The sequence below is a fragment of the Terriglobus sp. ADX1 genome, assembly GCF_036877645.1.
In the GTDB taxonomy this organism is placed as follows: Bacteria; Acidobacteriota; Terriglobia; order Terriglobales; family Acidobacteriaceae; genus Terriglobus.
In genome coordinates this window covers 16,497-32,758 of sequence record NZ_JAEDXV010000039.1, presented here as the reverse complement: position 1 = coordinate 32,758, position 16,262 = coordinate 16,497, and the positions used below count along the sequence as shown (strand labels likewise).

The 16,262-nt window shown below is 52.3% G+C and carries 9 protein-coding genes; 5 read left to right on the top strand and 4 right to left on the bottom strand.

Annotated features, from left to right (window positions below; all coding sequences use genetic code 11):
- Window positions 1-1,330: sensor histidine kinase (locus JAO32_RS18275; protein WP_334243064.1), on the top strand; the 1,330-nt coding region annotated here is incomplete at its 5' end.
- Window positions 1,331-1,480: 150 nt separating this feature from the next.
- On the opposite strand, the gene JAO32_RS18270 is transcribed toward JAO32_RS18275, so the two are convergent.
- The 3 genes from JAO32_RS18270 to JAO32_RS18260 all read right to left on the bottom strand — a co-directional run bounded on the left by JAO32_RS18270 (window position 1,481) and on the right by JAO32_RS18260 (window position 7,508).
- Window positions 1,481-4,363, bottom strand: a complete 2,883-nt coding sequence (locus JAO32_RS18270; RefSeq protein ID WP_334243063.1) for a TonB-dependent receptor — start codon at window positions 4,361-4,363, stop codon at window positions 1,481-1,483.
- Between the two features lie 518 nt (window positions 4,364-4,881).
- The gene (locus JAO32_RS18265) at window positions 4,882-6,279 is read right to left on the bottom strand and encodes a sigma-54-dependent transcriptional regulator (RefSeq protein ID WP_334243061.1); all 1,398 of its coding nucleotides are present in this window, start codon (window positions 6,277-6,279) and stop codon (window positions 4,882-4,884) included.
- Window positions 6,276-7,508 (bottom strand): sensor histidine kinase, encoded by a 1,233-nt coding sequence (locus JAO32_RS18260; RefSeq protein WP_334243059.1) that lies wholly within the window; start codon window positions 7,506-7,508, stop codon window positions 6,276-6,278. Before JAO32_RS18260 ends, JAO32_RS18265 begins: the two co-directional genes overlap by 4 nt.
- Window positions 7,509-7,697: 189 nt before the next feature.
- Here JAO32_RS18260 and JAO32_RS18255 point away from each other — a divergent pair, with 189 nt between their 5' ends.
- From JAO32_RS18255 to JAO32_RS18240, 4 genes are all read left to right on the top strand, one after another.
- Window positions 7,698-8,993 carry a TolC family protein gene (locus JAO32_RS18255; RefSeq protein ID WP_334243056.1) on the top strand — a complete coding sequence of 432 codons (1,296 nt, stop codon included), beginning with the start codon at window positions 7,698-7,700 and terminating at the stop codon, window positions 8,991-8,993.
- Between the two features lie 71 nt (window positions 8,994-9,064).
- A complete protein-coding gene (locus JAO32_RS18250) occupies window positions 9,065-10,147 on the top strand; it encodes an efflux RND transporter periplasmic adaptor subunit (protein ID WP_334243054.1) in 1,083 nt (360 codons plus the stop codon).
- Between the two features lie 2 nt (window positions 10,148-10,149).
- Window positions 10,150-13,320: an efflux RND transporter permease subunit gene (locus tag JAO32_RS18245; protein WP_334243053.1), complete on the top strand. Its 3,171-nt coding sequence runs from the start codon at window positions 10,150-10,152 to the stop codon at window positions 13,318-13,320.
- A 76-nt stretch (window positions 13,321-13,396) separates the two neighbouring features.
- Window positions 13,397-14,863 (top strand): NAD-dependent succinate-semialdehyde dehydrogenase, encoded by a 1,467-nt coding sequence (locus tag JAO32_RS18240; RefSeq protein WP_334243051.1) that lies wholly within the window; start codon window positions 13,397-13,399, stop codon window positions 14,861-14,863.
- Between the two features lie 60 nt (window positions 14,864-14,923).
- Here the strand turns inward: JAO32_RS18240 and xylA are convergent, their stop codons facing one another.
- Window positions 14,924-16,246, bottom strand: coding sequence for a xylose isomerase (gene xylA, locus JAO32_RS18235; protein WP_334243049.1), 1,323 nt, complete (start codon window positions 16,244-16,246; stop codon window positions 14,924-14,926).
- Window positions 16,247-16,262 lie beyond the last annotated feature (16 nt).

The window sequence follows — 16,262 nt, the reverse complement described above, 5'->3', positions numbered from 1 at the left end:
TGCGTTCCAATACGCAGTTCTTACCAAGCAAATTGTTCACGATGAAATTCAGGATGTAGTAACAGCCGAAGGCCTTCTTTACTTCGATCATGCTGGAGTATTGCAGCTTCGTCAGGATTACTATTCGCGGCCTCAATCGCGGTTGTTAGTCGACCGACTTATGGAGGTGCGCGATAGTAGCGGAAATGTGCTGTATCGCAGTCCTACGCTCGGCAATATGAGCTTGGGAGGCCCTACCCGTCCGGAAGAGGGTGTAACGGATTTCAATGAACGTCTAATCCGTCTTGAAGATGGCACTCATGTACTTTTGATCAGCCATATCCACGGCATGAATGGCCAGCAATTGCTTATCCGTCTTGCCTACAGCATGGCTCCTCTTCGAGCGCGGATGATTCAGTTTCTTGTTGTGCTGCTCATTGCGATTCCAATTGCTTTATTAATCGCAGGGGCGGCAGGACAGGCCATCGCAAAACGTGCTCTGAGACCAGTGGAAGAGATGGCTGTGCGTGCAGAAGGCATCACAGCGAAGAATCTGCATGATCGTCTTGAAGTTGTGAATCCGGAGGATGAATTAGGGCAACTTGCCTTGGTTTTTAACCACTTGCTGGATCGTTTGGAGCAATCATTTGAGCAATTGCAACGGTTTACAGCCGATGCGGCTCACGAACTCAGAACGCCGATTGCTGCATTGCGAACCATCGGCGAGGTTGCGCTGGAAGATGAGTCTGGTGATGGAGCACGCAAAGAAGCATTGAGCAGCATTTTGGAAGAAACATCCAGATTGAGTGAGACCGTAGATGCCCTTCTTCTGCTGGCCCGCGCGGAAACCACACAAGGCGGACAAGAACCCCAGGCATGGCTCTTGAAATCTTTAGTGGATGAAGTCCTGAATTTGCTCGAAGTCCTCATAGAAGAAAAGGGGCTTGTCGTTTCCCAGGATGGTGAATCCATTGGTGCTCGAAGTGTAAGGGCTGACCGCGGCCTGCTTCGAATTGCTTTGATGAATGTGATTCACAATGCAGTTAAGTTTTCGCCACGTGATGGATCACTTCACATTAGTTATTCGCTATGCGATGCAAGCCCCCAGGTCATTCAAGTCTCCGTCGAGGATGAAGGCTCTGGGATTGCAAAGGGAGAACACGAACGCGTATTTGAACGCTTCTTTACTAGCAGTGCGAGAGATAGTATCGCGCACACAGGCACTGGATTAGGACTTTCGGTGTCGAAGCTGGTGATTGAACGTGTCGGGGGAACGATTCACTTTGATGATCACGTAGAGCTCGGTGCCAGGTGCGTGATCTGTCTTCCTGAAGCGCCATCAGCGATATGAATTCGCCAGATTACCGATGTCTTGGCATTTCTCGACCAACTACTAAAAGAGGGTGCGTTACTGTCCAGCAGTCTGCAGCGGCCTTGGATACTTGACCAGACTTTGAAAATGCCGATGGCGCGTCATACGCCATCGGCATTTCTGTTTTAGTTAAAAGCTGACGCGTAGAGCAAGTTGCACACTGCGCGGATCACCCACAGCCGTTGCTTGTCCGAAAGAACTATTTGCAGTTGTGGGGTAAGGATTTGTACCCCAGGTTGCGTTGGGGATCATATCGTTGCGATGGTTAAGCACGTTAAAGGCTTCTGCGATCGTTTCCATGCGCCATCGATCTGTTAGCGCAAACGTGCGGCTAAGACGCGTGTTCAAGTTGAAAAAGTCAAAGCCGATGCCTGCATTGCGCCCAATCATGGCTCCCCTAAGGGCTTCCGTGCAAGGATTGATTCCATTATTGACCGTAAGGCTGTAGCCCAAAGCGCAGGGGCGTTGTGTCGTTTGCTGTTTTGTCTGTCCCCCGGTCACAATATTGAATGGCAGGCGCGAGTAGTACTGCAGAATGCCACCTAACTTCCAGCCGTGGGTCATTTGATCCCGTGTAGTGTGTGCAGGAGACGTTGGCGAATTTAATGTTGCGTCGAATACGACTCGATGACGTTGATCATCGTCGGAACGGCCGCGATCCACGTTGAAATCAAAGTTATTACTGGGAGAGCTGAAGAAGAACTCGCCGACATTGTCTATCGCTTTGGACCATGTATATGAAATGCGTACATTACCCCAGGTGACCGGTCGCTCCACAAACGATACGGCAAGGCCGTCATATGTGGAGTCGAAGCGGCCGTCATACGGTTTGATATTGCCTCGCGTGTTGTCAGGGCGAGTTCCGTCAAGATTGATATTTGTGTTGTAGGACGACAGAAGATGCAATCCACGCGCATGTTGATAGCTGATACCCAGCGACCCTGTGCGGAATAGTTGTTGTTCTAGGCCGACGCTCGCTTGTTCGGAGTAGGCATTGGAAATGTTCCGGTTCATTAGCGCATAGCTGATTTTTGAACCCGGATTCGGTGTGTTTGAAACATTCGGGAAGGCTGGCGCACCGGTGTCGGAGGGAACGTAACTATATTGCAAGAGGCGTCCCTGCGAAGGATCGATGGTGTTATTTGCCGACAGTAACGCATTTGCAAGCGCTCGTAGCGGAACACGGTCATAAAACAAGCCATAGCTTCCGCGAATCACCGTAGTACGTCCCTTAAAGGGAGACCACGCAAAACCCACTCTAGGAGATACGTTGTTCGTATCTGTCTGGATGGTCTTTAGGAACTGTAGATCATATCGGATACCCAGATTGACCGTGAGCGAAGAAGTCGCTTTCCATTCATCCTGAGCATAGAAACCGATGTTGGGGTTGTTTTGTTGTATGAAGGGCGTGCCAAAGTTCTGCGCATACGATGAATAGGTCGTTGTGCCAGATTGAAATGCACTCAACGATGCAAAGGTATAGGAACCTGCGATCGACATTGGAAATGTAATCGTGTCATCGTTAAACAGGAAATCAGCGCCCGTCTTGAAGGTGTGTTCTCCCCTCTGCAGCACAAGGTTGTCCACTACTTCATAAAGAAGGTTTTTTCTCGCTGTCGGTGAAGAGGAGAAGCGACCAAACGTTGCTACACCACTGATGACAACAGCAGGGCTGTTCTGCGTATTGGGCGGAGCATTTAAGCTGTCCCAGGTGAACTGGCCACGTGTTTCATTGAACGTACGAGGTGAAAGGGTGGCCACATTGCTGATAGCGACAGTGTGGTTTGTATCCATTACGGCTGTGCCATAACTCACATCGGCAAGACTGCCAGCACCGCGAGCATTGATTGCGTTCAAACGATAGTAGCTGTAACGTGCGATGAATTGGTCCGCATCACTAAATCGGTGATCGAAACGGACGAATGCGTTATCGGTGTGAACTGTTGTTGGATACAGGGTAGTTGGTCCACTGCTCACGGTAAGTCGCGGTCCAGTAAAGCCAATTGCATTTAAGCGAGCGTTTACGGCGGCAGCCTGCGTTGGATTGATCGTGACGACTCCATTTGTGTTCAGTCGTCGGCCTTCATAATTGCCAAAGAAAAAGCTGCGATCCTTCTTAATCGGACCTGAAAGGCTCGCACCATATTGGCCTTGTGTCAGTGGAAGCTTGCTTTGTGAAAGTGCATTGGAAGCATTGAGACGCTGATTACGGAGGAAGCCATAGAGAGTCCCATGTAGGTCATTGTTTCCACTGCGAGTAACGATATTGAAATAGCCACCCATGGCACGACCAAACTCGGCCTGTCCGCCAGATGTGACCACCTGAAATTCATGCACAACATCCATGCTGTAAGAGTTGCCCGCAAGGCCCGCTGCATCATCGTTCGCAGAGAGTCCGTCAACAACGAAGCTGTTTGAAAAATTGCGTTGGCTATTAATGGAATATCCCTGTCCGATCACCGGAGAGGTCTCTGCGAATGTTTGAATGCTTGCCGTGTTTGTTGGACTTACTCCCGGCGTCAGCAATGCGAGATCAAGGTAGTTGCGTCCGCTATAGGGGAGCTGATTGATCTCTGTTGGGCTGACGGTCTCAGAAATCTGGCTGCGATTTTGCTCAAGAATCGGTGATTCCGCGACTACAGATAAAGTTGTGGCCTGAGTTCCCACGGTCATCTGTAGAGTGACGTCGAAGGAGCCACCGACGGTAAGTTGGGTCGAAGTGGACGCAGTGTTGAAGCCGGGAGCTGTTGCGGTGACGGTGTAGTTGCCAGGAGCCAAATAGGGGATTCGAAAGCGACCGCGGTTGTCTGTTGTCGCGCTAAATTTAAGCTGAGTTGAAGACGCGACCGCAGATATTTGGGCTGAAGGAATAAGCGCACCGGTGCCATCGATGACACGACCAGTGAGGGAACTACTAGTAAGGCTTTCCTGACTAAATGCAGGGGACGATATTGCTACTGCGGCTATGGGAAGAAGCGCAGCCAGCACGGATATGCGTGCAGAAAGAAACATGAACATCTCCATGGAAAAGAGAACGTGCCTTACACACGCTGTCTTCTCATGAAGTCAGAACGTGTGCGAATCAGGCGTGGAGATGGGAAGGAGGGCCACGTTTACCATGGCTATAGGTCGCATCAGCGAGGGAATAAGTGCTGATCTGGGGGGATAGTCCCGAGCGCGTGGAGCGCGGCGTAACATTGCTGAAAAATGTAGTGGAAGCAATGGCATCCACATGGACAGCAGTTGAGCCCAATACGCCGCAGCATGGACAATGATCCATGCGCGAGCGGAGTTCTATATGGGAAGCATGTGACGTTGCGGAATCATCCTGCATCGCCATGCAATGATGCTTCGCAGATTTACGGCAGCAGGCAGGTAGCGTCGATTCGCTACTGGTTGCAGCCAGGAGCGGCGAAACAAAGCTGAATCCAAAGATGACCAGCAACGCCAATGCAAGAAGCTTACGCAATGGCCTCAGTAGAGCATGATCCTGAAGGAGATGCAATTATTCTGTTTTGCCTGACTGGATTTCAGGCACGAATATCGCGCACTGCTTCTGCTTCCTGTCCTGAAGCCAAGCCGTGCTTTTCCATGCGATAAATCAGCGTGCGACGGCTGATGTCGAGATATCGCGCGGCGTGTGTCTGGTTGCCGTGAAACTTCTCCAGTGCGCGGCTAATCAGATCTTTCTCCACCGCTTCCAGGCTGATGCCTTCTTCTGGAAGGTCAGGCCAGAGGGAAGGGGGCTGCTGCGATGGCCGTGCAATCTCTTCGGGGAGGTCATCTTCTGTGATCAGGCTGTGCGTTGCCAGAACAATCAAACGCTCTAAAACATTTTCCATCTCACGTACATTCCCGGGCCAGCGATACGCAACGAGCTGTTTGAGTGCTGCTTGCGAGAGGCTTATGTCGTGAAGTCCGTGGCGTTGCCGGGAGCGCTCAAACAACTCTGCGAGTAGCAAAGGAATGTCTTCGCGCCGCTCTCGAAGCGGTGGAATAAATAGCGGAACGACAGCAAGACGATAGTAGAGATCTTCACGAAAGGTTCCGTCTTCTACCATGGCCTGCAAATTTCGGTGTGTCGCAGCAATTACGCGGACATTTACACGTGTAGGGTTGTTTGCGCCTATTTTGGAGATTTCACCTTCCTGCAGCAAGCGCAGAAGCTTCACCTGTGCATCCAGTGGGAGCTCTCCGATCTCATCCAGAAAGAGAGTTCCGCCATCGGCGGCTTCTACGCGTCCAAGGCGATCACTGATGGCCCCTGTAAAGGCTCCGCGGCGATATCCAAAGAGCTCCGACTCCACCAGATCACGTGGGATTGCCCCGCAGTTGATCGCGACAAATGGACGGCTATGTCGGCGGCTGTTGTGATGGATCGCCCGTGCGATTAGCTCTTTGCCCGTTCCTGTTTCACCCTGAATCAGAACCGTGGCATCGCGTTCTGCCACGCGTGCAGCTTGGTCGAGCACGCGGAGGAAGCTCTTTGATTGAGCAATGATGCCACTGAATTCATAACGCTGGTCCAACGCGGAGCGCAGCGTCCGTACCTCTTCCAGAAGATTTTGACGCTCCATGGCACGGCGTACGACCAACAGTAGCGCATCAAAATCCAGAGGTTTGGTCACATAGTCATACGCGCCGTTCCGCATAGCTTCAACAGCGCTTTCCACTGTTCCAAAAGCTGTCACGACAATGACAGTGGTCATCAAGTTTTCACGTTGAATAAAACTGAGAAGCTCCATCCCACTTGTGGGCATCCGGAGGTCAGTGATAACGAGCGGAGGTTTCTCTGACGCTAAGAGTCTGCAAGCCTCGTCGCCATCACTTGCAAGTGTGACTTCGTAGCCAGCTTCTTCCAGTTGCATCTGCATGACGCGGCGAAGGCTGCTGTCATCATCCACCACGAGAATATGATTTGGCCTCATTGTGCAACTCCCACGGGGTTGGACGAAATATGCGTCGCGATCAACGGAAGTTGAAGAAGAAAGCAGGCTCCCCGGGGTGAATTCGACTTATAAGTGAGAACCCCGGCGTGTTGCGATGCAATTGTCGCTGCAATCGCCAGACCTAAGCCTGTACCATTCGTCTTCGTCGTGAAGAAAGGATCGAAGATTCGCTCCGCAACCTGTCCAGTGATGCCCTCGCCTTCGTCATTCACTTCAATCACAAGATCGGTTGCGGTAAGGGATGTTGTCATGTTTACGACGCCATCTTCTGGCGATGCTTGAATCGCATTCAGCAGCAGATTCAATAACAATTGCCGAATCTGTTCGGGATCGCAGGTGATCTTCTGCTGGATCGCAATCAGATTCAGTTGTAGCTTGATATTACGTTCCGCAGTTGCGTGTTGCGCAAGAGTGGCCACAGATCGCAGAAGGTCATTTGCTTCTACTTCCTGAAGCCGTGGAAGCCGCGGCCTGGCAAAGATGAGAAAGTTCGTCAGTAGCTTATTCAGTCTTTGCGATTCTTTCGTGAGAATTTCCAGACACTCCCGCTGGCTGCCTTCTGATGCCTGGCCGCGGGAAAGAATCCCTGCGGCACCACTAATGCTTGCCAGCGGGTTACGGATTTCATGGGCCAGACTCGCGGACAGCTGTCCTGCTGCGGTTAATCTCTCTGTCTTTCGAAGATGCTCAATATTCTGTTGTAGCTCGGAATGCACTGTCTCTAATTCATGCTTGGTGGCCTCAACACGCATGCGGAGCATTCGTTCGCGGTCTGACAGAACGCCAGCGATGATACCTGCGGCTCCAAATGTGCTCAATTCCACAATCTGATCTTGCGCGTCTGTGGGGGAGGCGTGCCAGTGACGAGAGATGGAAGGTATTTGCAGGACGATTGCAAAGAGGATTGTCTTCAGCGTTCCACGCCAACCGAAGAACAATCCCGCGAGCATGAAAGGAAGAATATTGAGGTGATGGAGAATGTTATGAAGCCACTCTGCGCGTGGCGGAATAACCCAGGTGAAAACAGCCAACAGGACAACAAGGCAGACGATAAGCGCTGCTTTCATCTTGCTGGTCCGCATGCTCTCCATGGGAGTCATAGGCTTATTGTCCCACGCGCGCACGCGGTTTGGCCCCACCCCGCTGAGACGTGATGATGGCAGGGAAGATGCGCGATATACGGAGTGGTCGACGTAAAGCACCGGCATGTCAGGTGCAATTCAATAGCCACGGACACGCATTCGATTTCTTAAATAAAGTGGCGCAATCGAGACGTGTTGCTGCGCTTTACGGGACACCGCTGTCCCATATGGAACAACGAAGGCTGCGGGATTAATTGAAAACGTCGCTGTTTGCGGTGATATTGCTTTGGCATTGGAATTGCGACCATTCCGCTCGTGAAGCGTTTTTGCATAGCTATAACAGGAGCAGTTTTATCAGGCTGTTCTTTGCTGTCGGCACAATCCCCATTGTCCGCCAAGGTCACGACAAGTTCGGACCCCACGACTAATCTCCTACTTACGCTGGATCAAGCTCTTGCCATGTCGCATGCAAAAAGTCCTCGCCTCAAGGAAGCGGAGGCAAATGTGGCAGCAGCAAAAGCTGGCATCAAGACGGCGCGTGCCTACGCCAACCCTAGCGTGGAAGTGTTCGCAGGGAGACAGTATGCGCGGCCTATTGCGACGCCAGGCGTTCCTGGGCTGCTCCAGCACTATGCCGGATCACAGGTCATTGAGATTCCATCGGAACGCAGTGCGCGCAGGCGCGTCGCGGAGCATGCAAGCGAGGCGAGCCGTTGGGCTGGGCAGGGAATGCTTCGGTCCGTAGATGCGGACACGCGACATGCTTTTTATGAAGCTCTTCATCGAAGAGAGGCAGCTGCGAATGCGGTTCAGAGCCTGCATCTGGTGAGCGATCTGCATCGACGAGTTACGGTCGAAGTGGACACTGGAGAAAAGGGCAAGCTGGAGTTAACGCGCGCAACTGCAGAGCTGGCGCGCGCTCAGTTTGCGGTTACCAGCGCACAGTTGGAGTACGCGCAGGCAATTGCAAATCTACGGGCAGTAATTGCTGCACCTGCCGAAGTGAATTTGAACCCGCAAGGGGCTCTGGAACCACGACTGGCTTTGCCATCGTTTGCTGATCTTCGGAACAATATCTTCCAGACTCATCCTGCACTTTTGCAATCGGCGCAAGAACAACAAGCAGCGAAGGCTTCGCTGGATCAGGAACGTGCCCTTCGTATTCCGCGGCCTACGGCATTTGCAGAGTTCGAGAACCAACCTGACCTTCGCTATTGGCGAGCCGGTGTCACGGTTCCACTGCCACTCTTCGATCGCAGAAGAGGTGCGATTGAAGAAGCAAAAGCAACCATCGCACGTACGGATGCAGTTCGGGAGCAGCGTCAACTTGAAATTACAGCTGCGCTGGAACGCTCCTATGAGCAGTATCAATTGGCAGATGATCAGGTTTCAAGCCTTGAAGCAGGACCGCTGCATGCGGCAGAAAGTGCTGTGCAGGCCGCGGAGTCTGCCTATCGATTTGGTGAGCGCGGCATTGTTGAAGTGCTGGACGCACAGCGAGTTCTCCAGAGCGTTCGTGGTGATTTATTAGACGCCCAGTACGCACGCCAATCAGCACTTGTCGACCTAGAAGAACTTGGCGCGGTCGCGCCTTCGGGAGTTACGCCGTGAAAGTGAGCTTTTCAAAATTTCAGATGATGTGCCTGTGCTCTCTTGCGCTGCTTGCTGGATGCAAACAGAAAGTGGAAGAGAAGAATGCAGCACAACCGCAAGACCCCAACATCGTCACGGTGAGCGCCGGGTTGGCAAACAACCTGAAAGTGGGGACGGCACAAATTGCAGATTTGAAGGGAACGCTTCAAGTGGCAGCGCATGTGGAAACGGATGCGCGACGCATTGCTCGTGTCGGATCGCCGGTTGCTGGAAGGATTCTTCGACTCATTGTCTTTGAAGGCCAAAAGGTAAACGCAGGTACTGTCCTTGCCACGCTTCACAGTACGGCTTTATCGGATGCACAGATGCAACTGATAAAGGCGGAGTCACAGCAAGGCTTGGCGGCAGCAGGAGTGTCACGTGCAGAACAACTTGTCGCGGCAGATGTCATTGGTCGTGCAGAGTTGGAGCGTAGGCGTGCGGAACAGTTGCAGGCAGCAACAGAAGTTTCTGCGTACCGAACGCAGTTACGCGGCCTTGGGATGACGGAGGCACAAATTCGCCAGATGGAGACGAACCGCAGGCTAAGTGCTGATTACCCGATCATCTCTCCGCGTTCTGGAACTGTGTTGAAGCGCGACGTGACCGTAGGACAGGTTGTGCAGCCTGCGGACCCGGCCTTCACGATTGCTGATCTTTCCAGTGTTTGGATCGTAGCCAATGTTCCTGAAGAAGAGGGTGCGGTACTGCAGCAGGGAATGGAGGTAAATGTTCGCATCCCAGCGCTGCCGACGGAAGAGATTCACGGTCGGTTGAGTTATGTCTCGCCCATTGTTGACCCAAACACCAGGACCATTGCTGTGCGCATGGATGTTTCTAACACTGCTGGCATCCTTAAGCCAGACCAGCTTGCCAGTATGACTTTTACTGGAAAGAGCCAAAAACAACTGACTGTCCCTAATGCAGCTGTAGTACGTGAAGAAGATAAAGATCACGTTTTCGTCCGCATTGGACAAGGACGCTACATTCTGCGCGAAGTGGTTTTGGGAGCAGAGGAGAATGATCGTCGTGCTGTTGTAAGTGGTATCACTGCATCGGATTCCTTGGTCCTTGATGGCGCTTTCCATCTCAACAATCAGCGCAAGCAGGCGGCTATCAAGGGAGGCGAATAACTATGTTGCAACGCCTTATCGCAGGCGCTCTGCGGCAGCGTCTCATCCTTGTTGTTGTTTCGCTTGTTTTGCTCGGCTTTGGTCTGAATGCAGCAAAGCAACTTTCTGTGGATGCCTTTCCAGATGTTGCTAACGTGCAGGTTCAGATTGCAACGGAAGCGACTGGAAAGAGTCCTGAAGAAGTGGAACGCTTCGTTACCGTTCCCATTGAAATCGCAATGACGGGGCTTCCCGGCATGACGGACATGCGTTCGTTGAATAAGCCGGGATTGTCTCTGATCACACTTGTCTTTAGTGACGAAAGTGATCTTTTCCGTGAACGCCAGATGATCTCTGAGCGTCTTGCGGAGTTGCGCGACCGCATGCCGGAGGGAGTCACTCCAGTGCTCGGTCCGATTACAAATGCATTGGGCGAGGTGTATCAATACACGCTGGAAGTTCCAGGCGAAGCAGAATCAAAGCATGTGCTGACACAAGAGGAACTCATTCAGCGACGCACTCTGCAGGACTGGGTTGTTCGCCCGTTGCTTCGTTCCATCTCTGGTGTTGCAGAGATCAACTCTACTGGTGGATTTGTTAAACAGTATGAAACGCTTGTTGATCCGCAAAAGCTGCATTATTACAACCTGACGATTCACGATGTAACCTCTGCTCTTTCGCACAACAATGCGAATGAAGGTGGGGGCGTCTTACCGCAGCACGCAGAGCAGTATCTGATCCGCAGCGTTGGCCTGATTCGCGATCTCGATGATATCCGCAATATCGTTTTGAAAGAGACCGGCGGAACACCGGTTTACATCCGCGACGTGGCGGATGTGCGTATCGGAACAGAAGTTCGTTATGGCGCGATGATCAAGAACGGTTATTCCGAGGCCGTTGGTGGTGTCGTGCTGATGACCAGCGGTGGCAATGCGAAGGAAATTGTCAGTCGAGTCAAAGAGCGCGTGGCGGAAATCAATGCGCGACATATGATTCCCGATGGGCTCCAGATTGTTCCGTACTACGATCGTTCGCAACTTGTTGACGCGGCGATACACACCGTGACAGAAGTTCTGGGAGAAGGAATCGTACTTGTCGTTGTTATTCTCTTTCTCTTCCTCGGTGATCTAAGGTCCAGTCTGATTGTCAGCGCCAACCTTGTGTTGACGCCGCTGCTGACATTCCTGGTTATGAACTATCTCCATATCTCGGCGAACCTGATGTCGCTTGGTGGTCTTGCGATCGCCATTGGTCTCATGGTGGATGGCTCAGTTGTGGTCGTGGAGAATGTCTTCGCAACGTTGAGTCATGCATCGCACAGTGGTCATACGATGAGTCGTCGCGGAAAGTGTGACATGGTTCTGCGTGCCGTAGGGGACGTCGCGACGCCCACGTTATTCGGCGTTACGATCATCATTCTCGTTTTCCTTCCTCTTATGACTTTGGAGGGGATGGAAGGAAAGATGTTTGCACCACTGGCATATACCATTGCTATCGCACTTGCCATCTCTCTGGTACTTTCGCTCACACTCTCGCCCGTGCTGTGCACCTATCTGCTAAAAGGTGGAAAAGAAGACGACACGTGGTTGGTTCGTGTCTTACGGCGCCCTTATAAGGCTGTGCTTCATTGGGCTACGCGTCACCGCAAATGGATGATTGCCATCGTTGTGGTGCTATTTTTCGCTTCATTGTGTCTGTTTCCCTTTCTGGGTACGTCGTTCATTCCGGAGATGCAGGAAGGAACGCTTTCACCAAATGCAGATCGCGTTCCCAACATTTCGTTGGAAGAATCGCTGCGGATGGAAAAGCAGATGCAGGCTCTCATGCTCAAGGTTCCGGGCGTTGAGAATGTTGTTAGCCGCGTGGGACGTGGCGAATCGCCGGCTGATCCTGCAGGTCCCAATGAAGCCGACGTGCTCGCATCTTTGACGCCGTTTGATGAACGGCCGCGTGGCATGACTCAAGAGCGAATTGCTGAGCAGATACGTGAGAAGCTTGCGACTCTTCCTGGCATCAACCTGGTTATGTCGCAGCCCATTAGTGATCGAGTGGACGAAATGGTCTCCGGTGTTCGTGCGGACGTAGCCGTAATGTTGTACGGAGATGATCTCAATCTGCTGGTGAAAAAGGCTGGTGATATCGCGCGCGTGGCGAGCGGTATTGCGGGCACGCAGGATACGCGCGTCGACCGTGTTGGCGGTCAGCAATACCTAACAATCCAGATCAATCGAGGTGCGATTGCACGTTACGGTCTCAATGCATCGGATGTGAACGAAGTGATTGAGACGGCGATTGCCGGAAAGTCTGCAACGCAGATCTACGAAGGAGAGCGGCGTTTCTCTGGAGTCGTGCGTCTTCCTGCACGACTACGCGACAGCGTGGAAGATGTACGAGAACTGCAGATCAGCTCACCGGATGGGCCTCGCATTCCTTTGAAGGAACTTGCAGAAGTAAAGGTCATGGAAGGTCCCGCCTTGATTAACCGAAGCATGGGGAAACGCCGCATCGTTGTGGGTGTGAATGTGCAAGGGCGTGATCTGGGTGGTTATGTAAAAGAACTGCAGGAGAAAGTGGAGCGTCAGGTACCGCTGCCCTCGGGTTATTTCATCGAATGGGGAGGGCAGTTTCATAACATGGAACGCGCCCTGCATCACCTGATGATTATTGTCCCCATCACCATCGCGGCCATTTTCTTTCTACTTTTCGTGCTCTTTAAGTCCGTGCGATACGCAGCGCTAATTATCACTGTGCTACCTCTTGCATCCATTGGTGGCATTATCGGTCTATTCGTTACAGGCGAATACTTATCTGTGCCCGCCTCTGTCGGTTTCATCGCGCTTTGGGGTATCGCTGTGTTGAACGGGGTTGTTCTTGTCAGTTACATCAAGAAGCTTCGTTATGAAGGAAAATCACAGGCCGAGGCGATTCGAGAAGGTACGGCTTTGCGTTTCCGGCCCGTGATGATGACAGCTACCGTGGCGGCATTGGGACTTGTGCCTTTTCTGTTCGCGACAGGCCCAGGATCAGAGATTCAGCGGCCGCTTGCCATCGTTGTTATTGGGGGACTGGTTACTTCTACGGCTCTCACGCTTCTGTTGGTGCCTGTCGTGTACCCACTGTTCGAGGGGAAAGACGTGCCTTTGTCTCATGAAGATGAGGATCACGTGCAAGGTGCGGCTCCGTGTGTTTCGTAATGTCCTTATCGCAGGGCGCTTGATAATCGCATCTTGCATCACAATGGTGAGGTGAGCCATTGGAGGCGCGGTGCATATGGGAAGCGATATGGATGGACTGAAGGAAGCTTCACTGTTTCGTACGCAAGCATTTCTTGCTGGCGAATGGGTGGATGCAGATAACGGCGAAACGTTTGACGTGCGCAATCCCGCTGATGGCAAAATGCTGGCACGCGTGCCGAAGATGCGCGAGGCGGAGACACGACGTGCGATTGATTCTGCTCGTGCCGCATGGCCGCTGTGGCGAAGCAAAACCCCTAAAGAACGCGGCCTGATTCTTCGTCACTGGTCTGACTTAATGCTTGAGCATGCGGACGAGCTTGCGCGAATTCTTACTGCTGAACAAGGGAAACCACTTGCCGAGGCAAAGGGTGAGATTCAATACGCGGCTTCGTTTTTGGATTGGTTTGCCGAAGAAGGAAAGCGTATTTATGGCGAGGTAATTCCTAGTCCGTGGCCGCAAAGTCGCGTGGTGGTTTTGAAAGAATCTGTGGGGGTATGTGCTGCCATTACACCATGGAACTTTCCTGCTGCGATGATCACACGTAAGGTCGCTCCGGCGTTAGCTGCTGGTTGTCCCATCATCGTAAAGCCTGCAGAAGCGACGCCTCTTACAGCTCTCGCGATGGCAGAGCTCGCAACTCGCGCAGGTGTGCCCGCAGGTGTTCTGGCCGTCATTACTGGCGATCCTATTGCCATCGGTAAAGAACTTACTGGCAACACGACGGTACGCAAGTTGTCGTTCACAGGATCCACTGCAACAGGCCGATTGCTGATGGCGCAGTGTGCTTCGTCTATCAAGAAACTCTCGCTGGAGCTGGGAGGAAATGCTCCCTTTCTTGTGTTTGAAGATGCGAATCTGGATGCAGCTGTAGAAGGTGCGATGCAGTCAAAGTATCGAAACTCCGGCCAGACATGCGTATGTGCGAATCGCATCTATGTCCAGGAATCGATCTATGAGGAGTTCGCCGAGAAACTATGCGATGCGGTCAGGAAACTTAAAGTAGGTATTGGAATACAAGCGGGTGTGACACAGGGTCCGCTCATCAATGAGTCTGCGGTTCGCAAAGTGGAATCTCATATTGCGGATGCAGTGGCCAACGGCGCGTCGATTCTTGTTGGCGGTGATCGTCATGAACTTGGCGGAACATTCTTTCAGCCCACTGTTCTCGGCAATGTTCGAGTTGATATGAAGATTGCAAAAGAAGAAGTGTTTGGCCCTGTTGCTCCCCTTTTCCGTTTCAGCAGTGAAGAAGATGCGATTCAGCAGGCCAATGACACTGAATTCGGGCTGGCCGCATATATCTACACGCGTGACTTAGGACGCGTGTGGCGCGTATCAGAGGGATTGGAATACGGCATGGTGGCGGTGAATTCTGGCATTTTATCCACTGAAGTCGCACCGTTTGGCGGCATGAAGCAGTCGGGCCTGGGAAGGGAAGGATCGCATCTGGGCATCGATGAATATCTGGAAGTGAAATACGTTCTTCACTCAGGGCTTTGAGCGATGAAATAGAAAGAGGCACAGCGTGCGCTGTGCCTCTTGATCATTAGCTTCGGAAGATTAGGAGTAGATGCGACGTGCGAGCAGGTTTTCGATCTGCTCCTGACGTCCGGAACGCGGCTGTGGCTGAATGTTGTTTTTCAGTGCATCTTCTGCAATCTCATCCAGTGTTTTCTTGCCGCTAAGCATTGCCTGGGCTGCCGGTGTCTGCCAGCCTGCATAGCGGTCAGTGATCACCTTGTCGTACGTGCCTTCTTCAATGATGCTGGCTGCCTTCAGGAAAGCACGTGCACAAAGATCAACACCGCCAACATGAGCGTAGACCAGGTCTTCAGGTGTGAAGCTCTGACGACGCACTTTTGCATCGAAATTCATGCCACCCACACCCAGACCGCCGGCCTTGATGACCTGATACATAGCCATCGTCATGGTCCACAGATCGTTGGGGAACTGATCGGTGTCCCAGCCCAGCAGCGCATCGCCGCGATTGATGTCGAGTGAGCCGAGAATGCCGAGTGCACCTGCCGTTGCAATCTCATGCTCAAAGCTGTGACCAGCAAGCGTGGCATGATTTGCTTCCAGATTCACGCGCACTTCGTTTTCCAGGCCAAACTTTTTCAGGAAGCCATATACCGTTGCAGTATCGAAGTCGTACTGATGCGACGTCGGTTCCTTCGGCTTCGGCTCAATGAGAATCTGTCCCTTGAACCCAATCTTGTGCTTGTAATCCACCACAAGCGACAGGAAACGGCCCATTTGTTCCAGTTCCTGTTTCATGTCGGTGTTCAGCAGCGTTTCATAGCCTTCGCGGCCGCCCCACAGAACATAGTTAGAACCACCAAGCTGCTGCGTAACATCCATGCAGTTCTTCACTGTGGCTGCGCACCATGCGAAGACTTCTGGATCAGGATTGGTAGAAGCGCCAGCCATGAAGCGTGGATGAGAGAAGAGATTCGCCGTACCCCACAGCAGCTTTGTGTTCGACTTGCTGATCTTTTCACCAAGATAATCCGCGATAGTGTGCAGATTCTTTAGCGTTCCGGCAAGCGTCTCTTCTGCTGGTGCAATGTCGGCATCGTGGAAGCAGAAGAAGGGAAGATCAAGTACACGGAACAGTTCAAACGCTGCATCGGCCTTTACCTTTGCCTGCGCAATCGGATCGCCCGCTTCCATCCAAGGCCGATGAATGGTTGAGCCACCGAACGGATCCGTGCCGGTCATAGCAAAGGAGTGCCAGTAAGCAACTGCAAAGCGCAGATGATCCTTCAGCGGCTTGCCCAGAACGACGCGATCCGCGTCATAGAACTGATAGGCAAGCTGGTTGGTGCTTGTGGGGCCTTCATACTTCACGGTGGGCAGATCATGAAACAACGTGTCAGACAAGGAATTCTCCAATCGT

Excerpts from the sequence above, each read along its gene's own strand:
- JAO32_RS18270 (WP_334243063.1), bottom strand. The coding sequence starts at position 4,363 with ATGTTTCTTTCTGCACGCATATCCGTGCTGGCTGCGCTTCTTCCCATA.
- JAO32_RS18265 (WP_334243061.1), bottom strand. The coding sequence starts at position 6,279 with ATGAGGCCAAATCATATTCTCGTGGTGGATGATGACAGCAGCCTTCGC.
- JAO32_RS18260 (WP_334243059.1), bottom strand. The coding sequence starts at position 7,508 with ATGCCGGTGCTTTACGTCGACCACTCCGTATATCGCGCATCTTCCCTG.
- JAO32_RS18245 (WP_334243053.1), top strand. The coding sequence starts at position 10,150 with ATGTTGCAACGCCTTATCGCAGGCGCTCTGCGGCAGCGTCTCATCCTT.
- JAO32_RS18240 (WP_334243051.1), top strand. The coding sequence starts at position 13,397 with ATGGGAAGCGATATGGATGGACTGAAGGAAGCTTCACTGTTTCGTACG.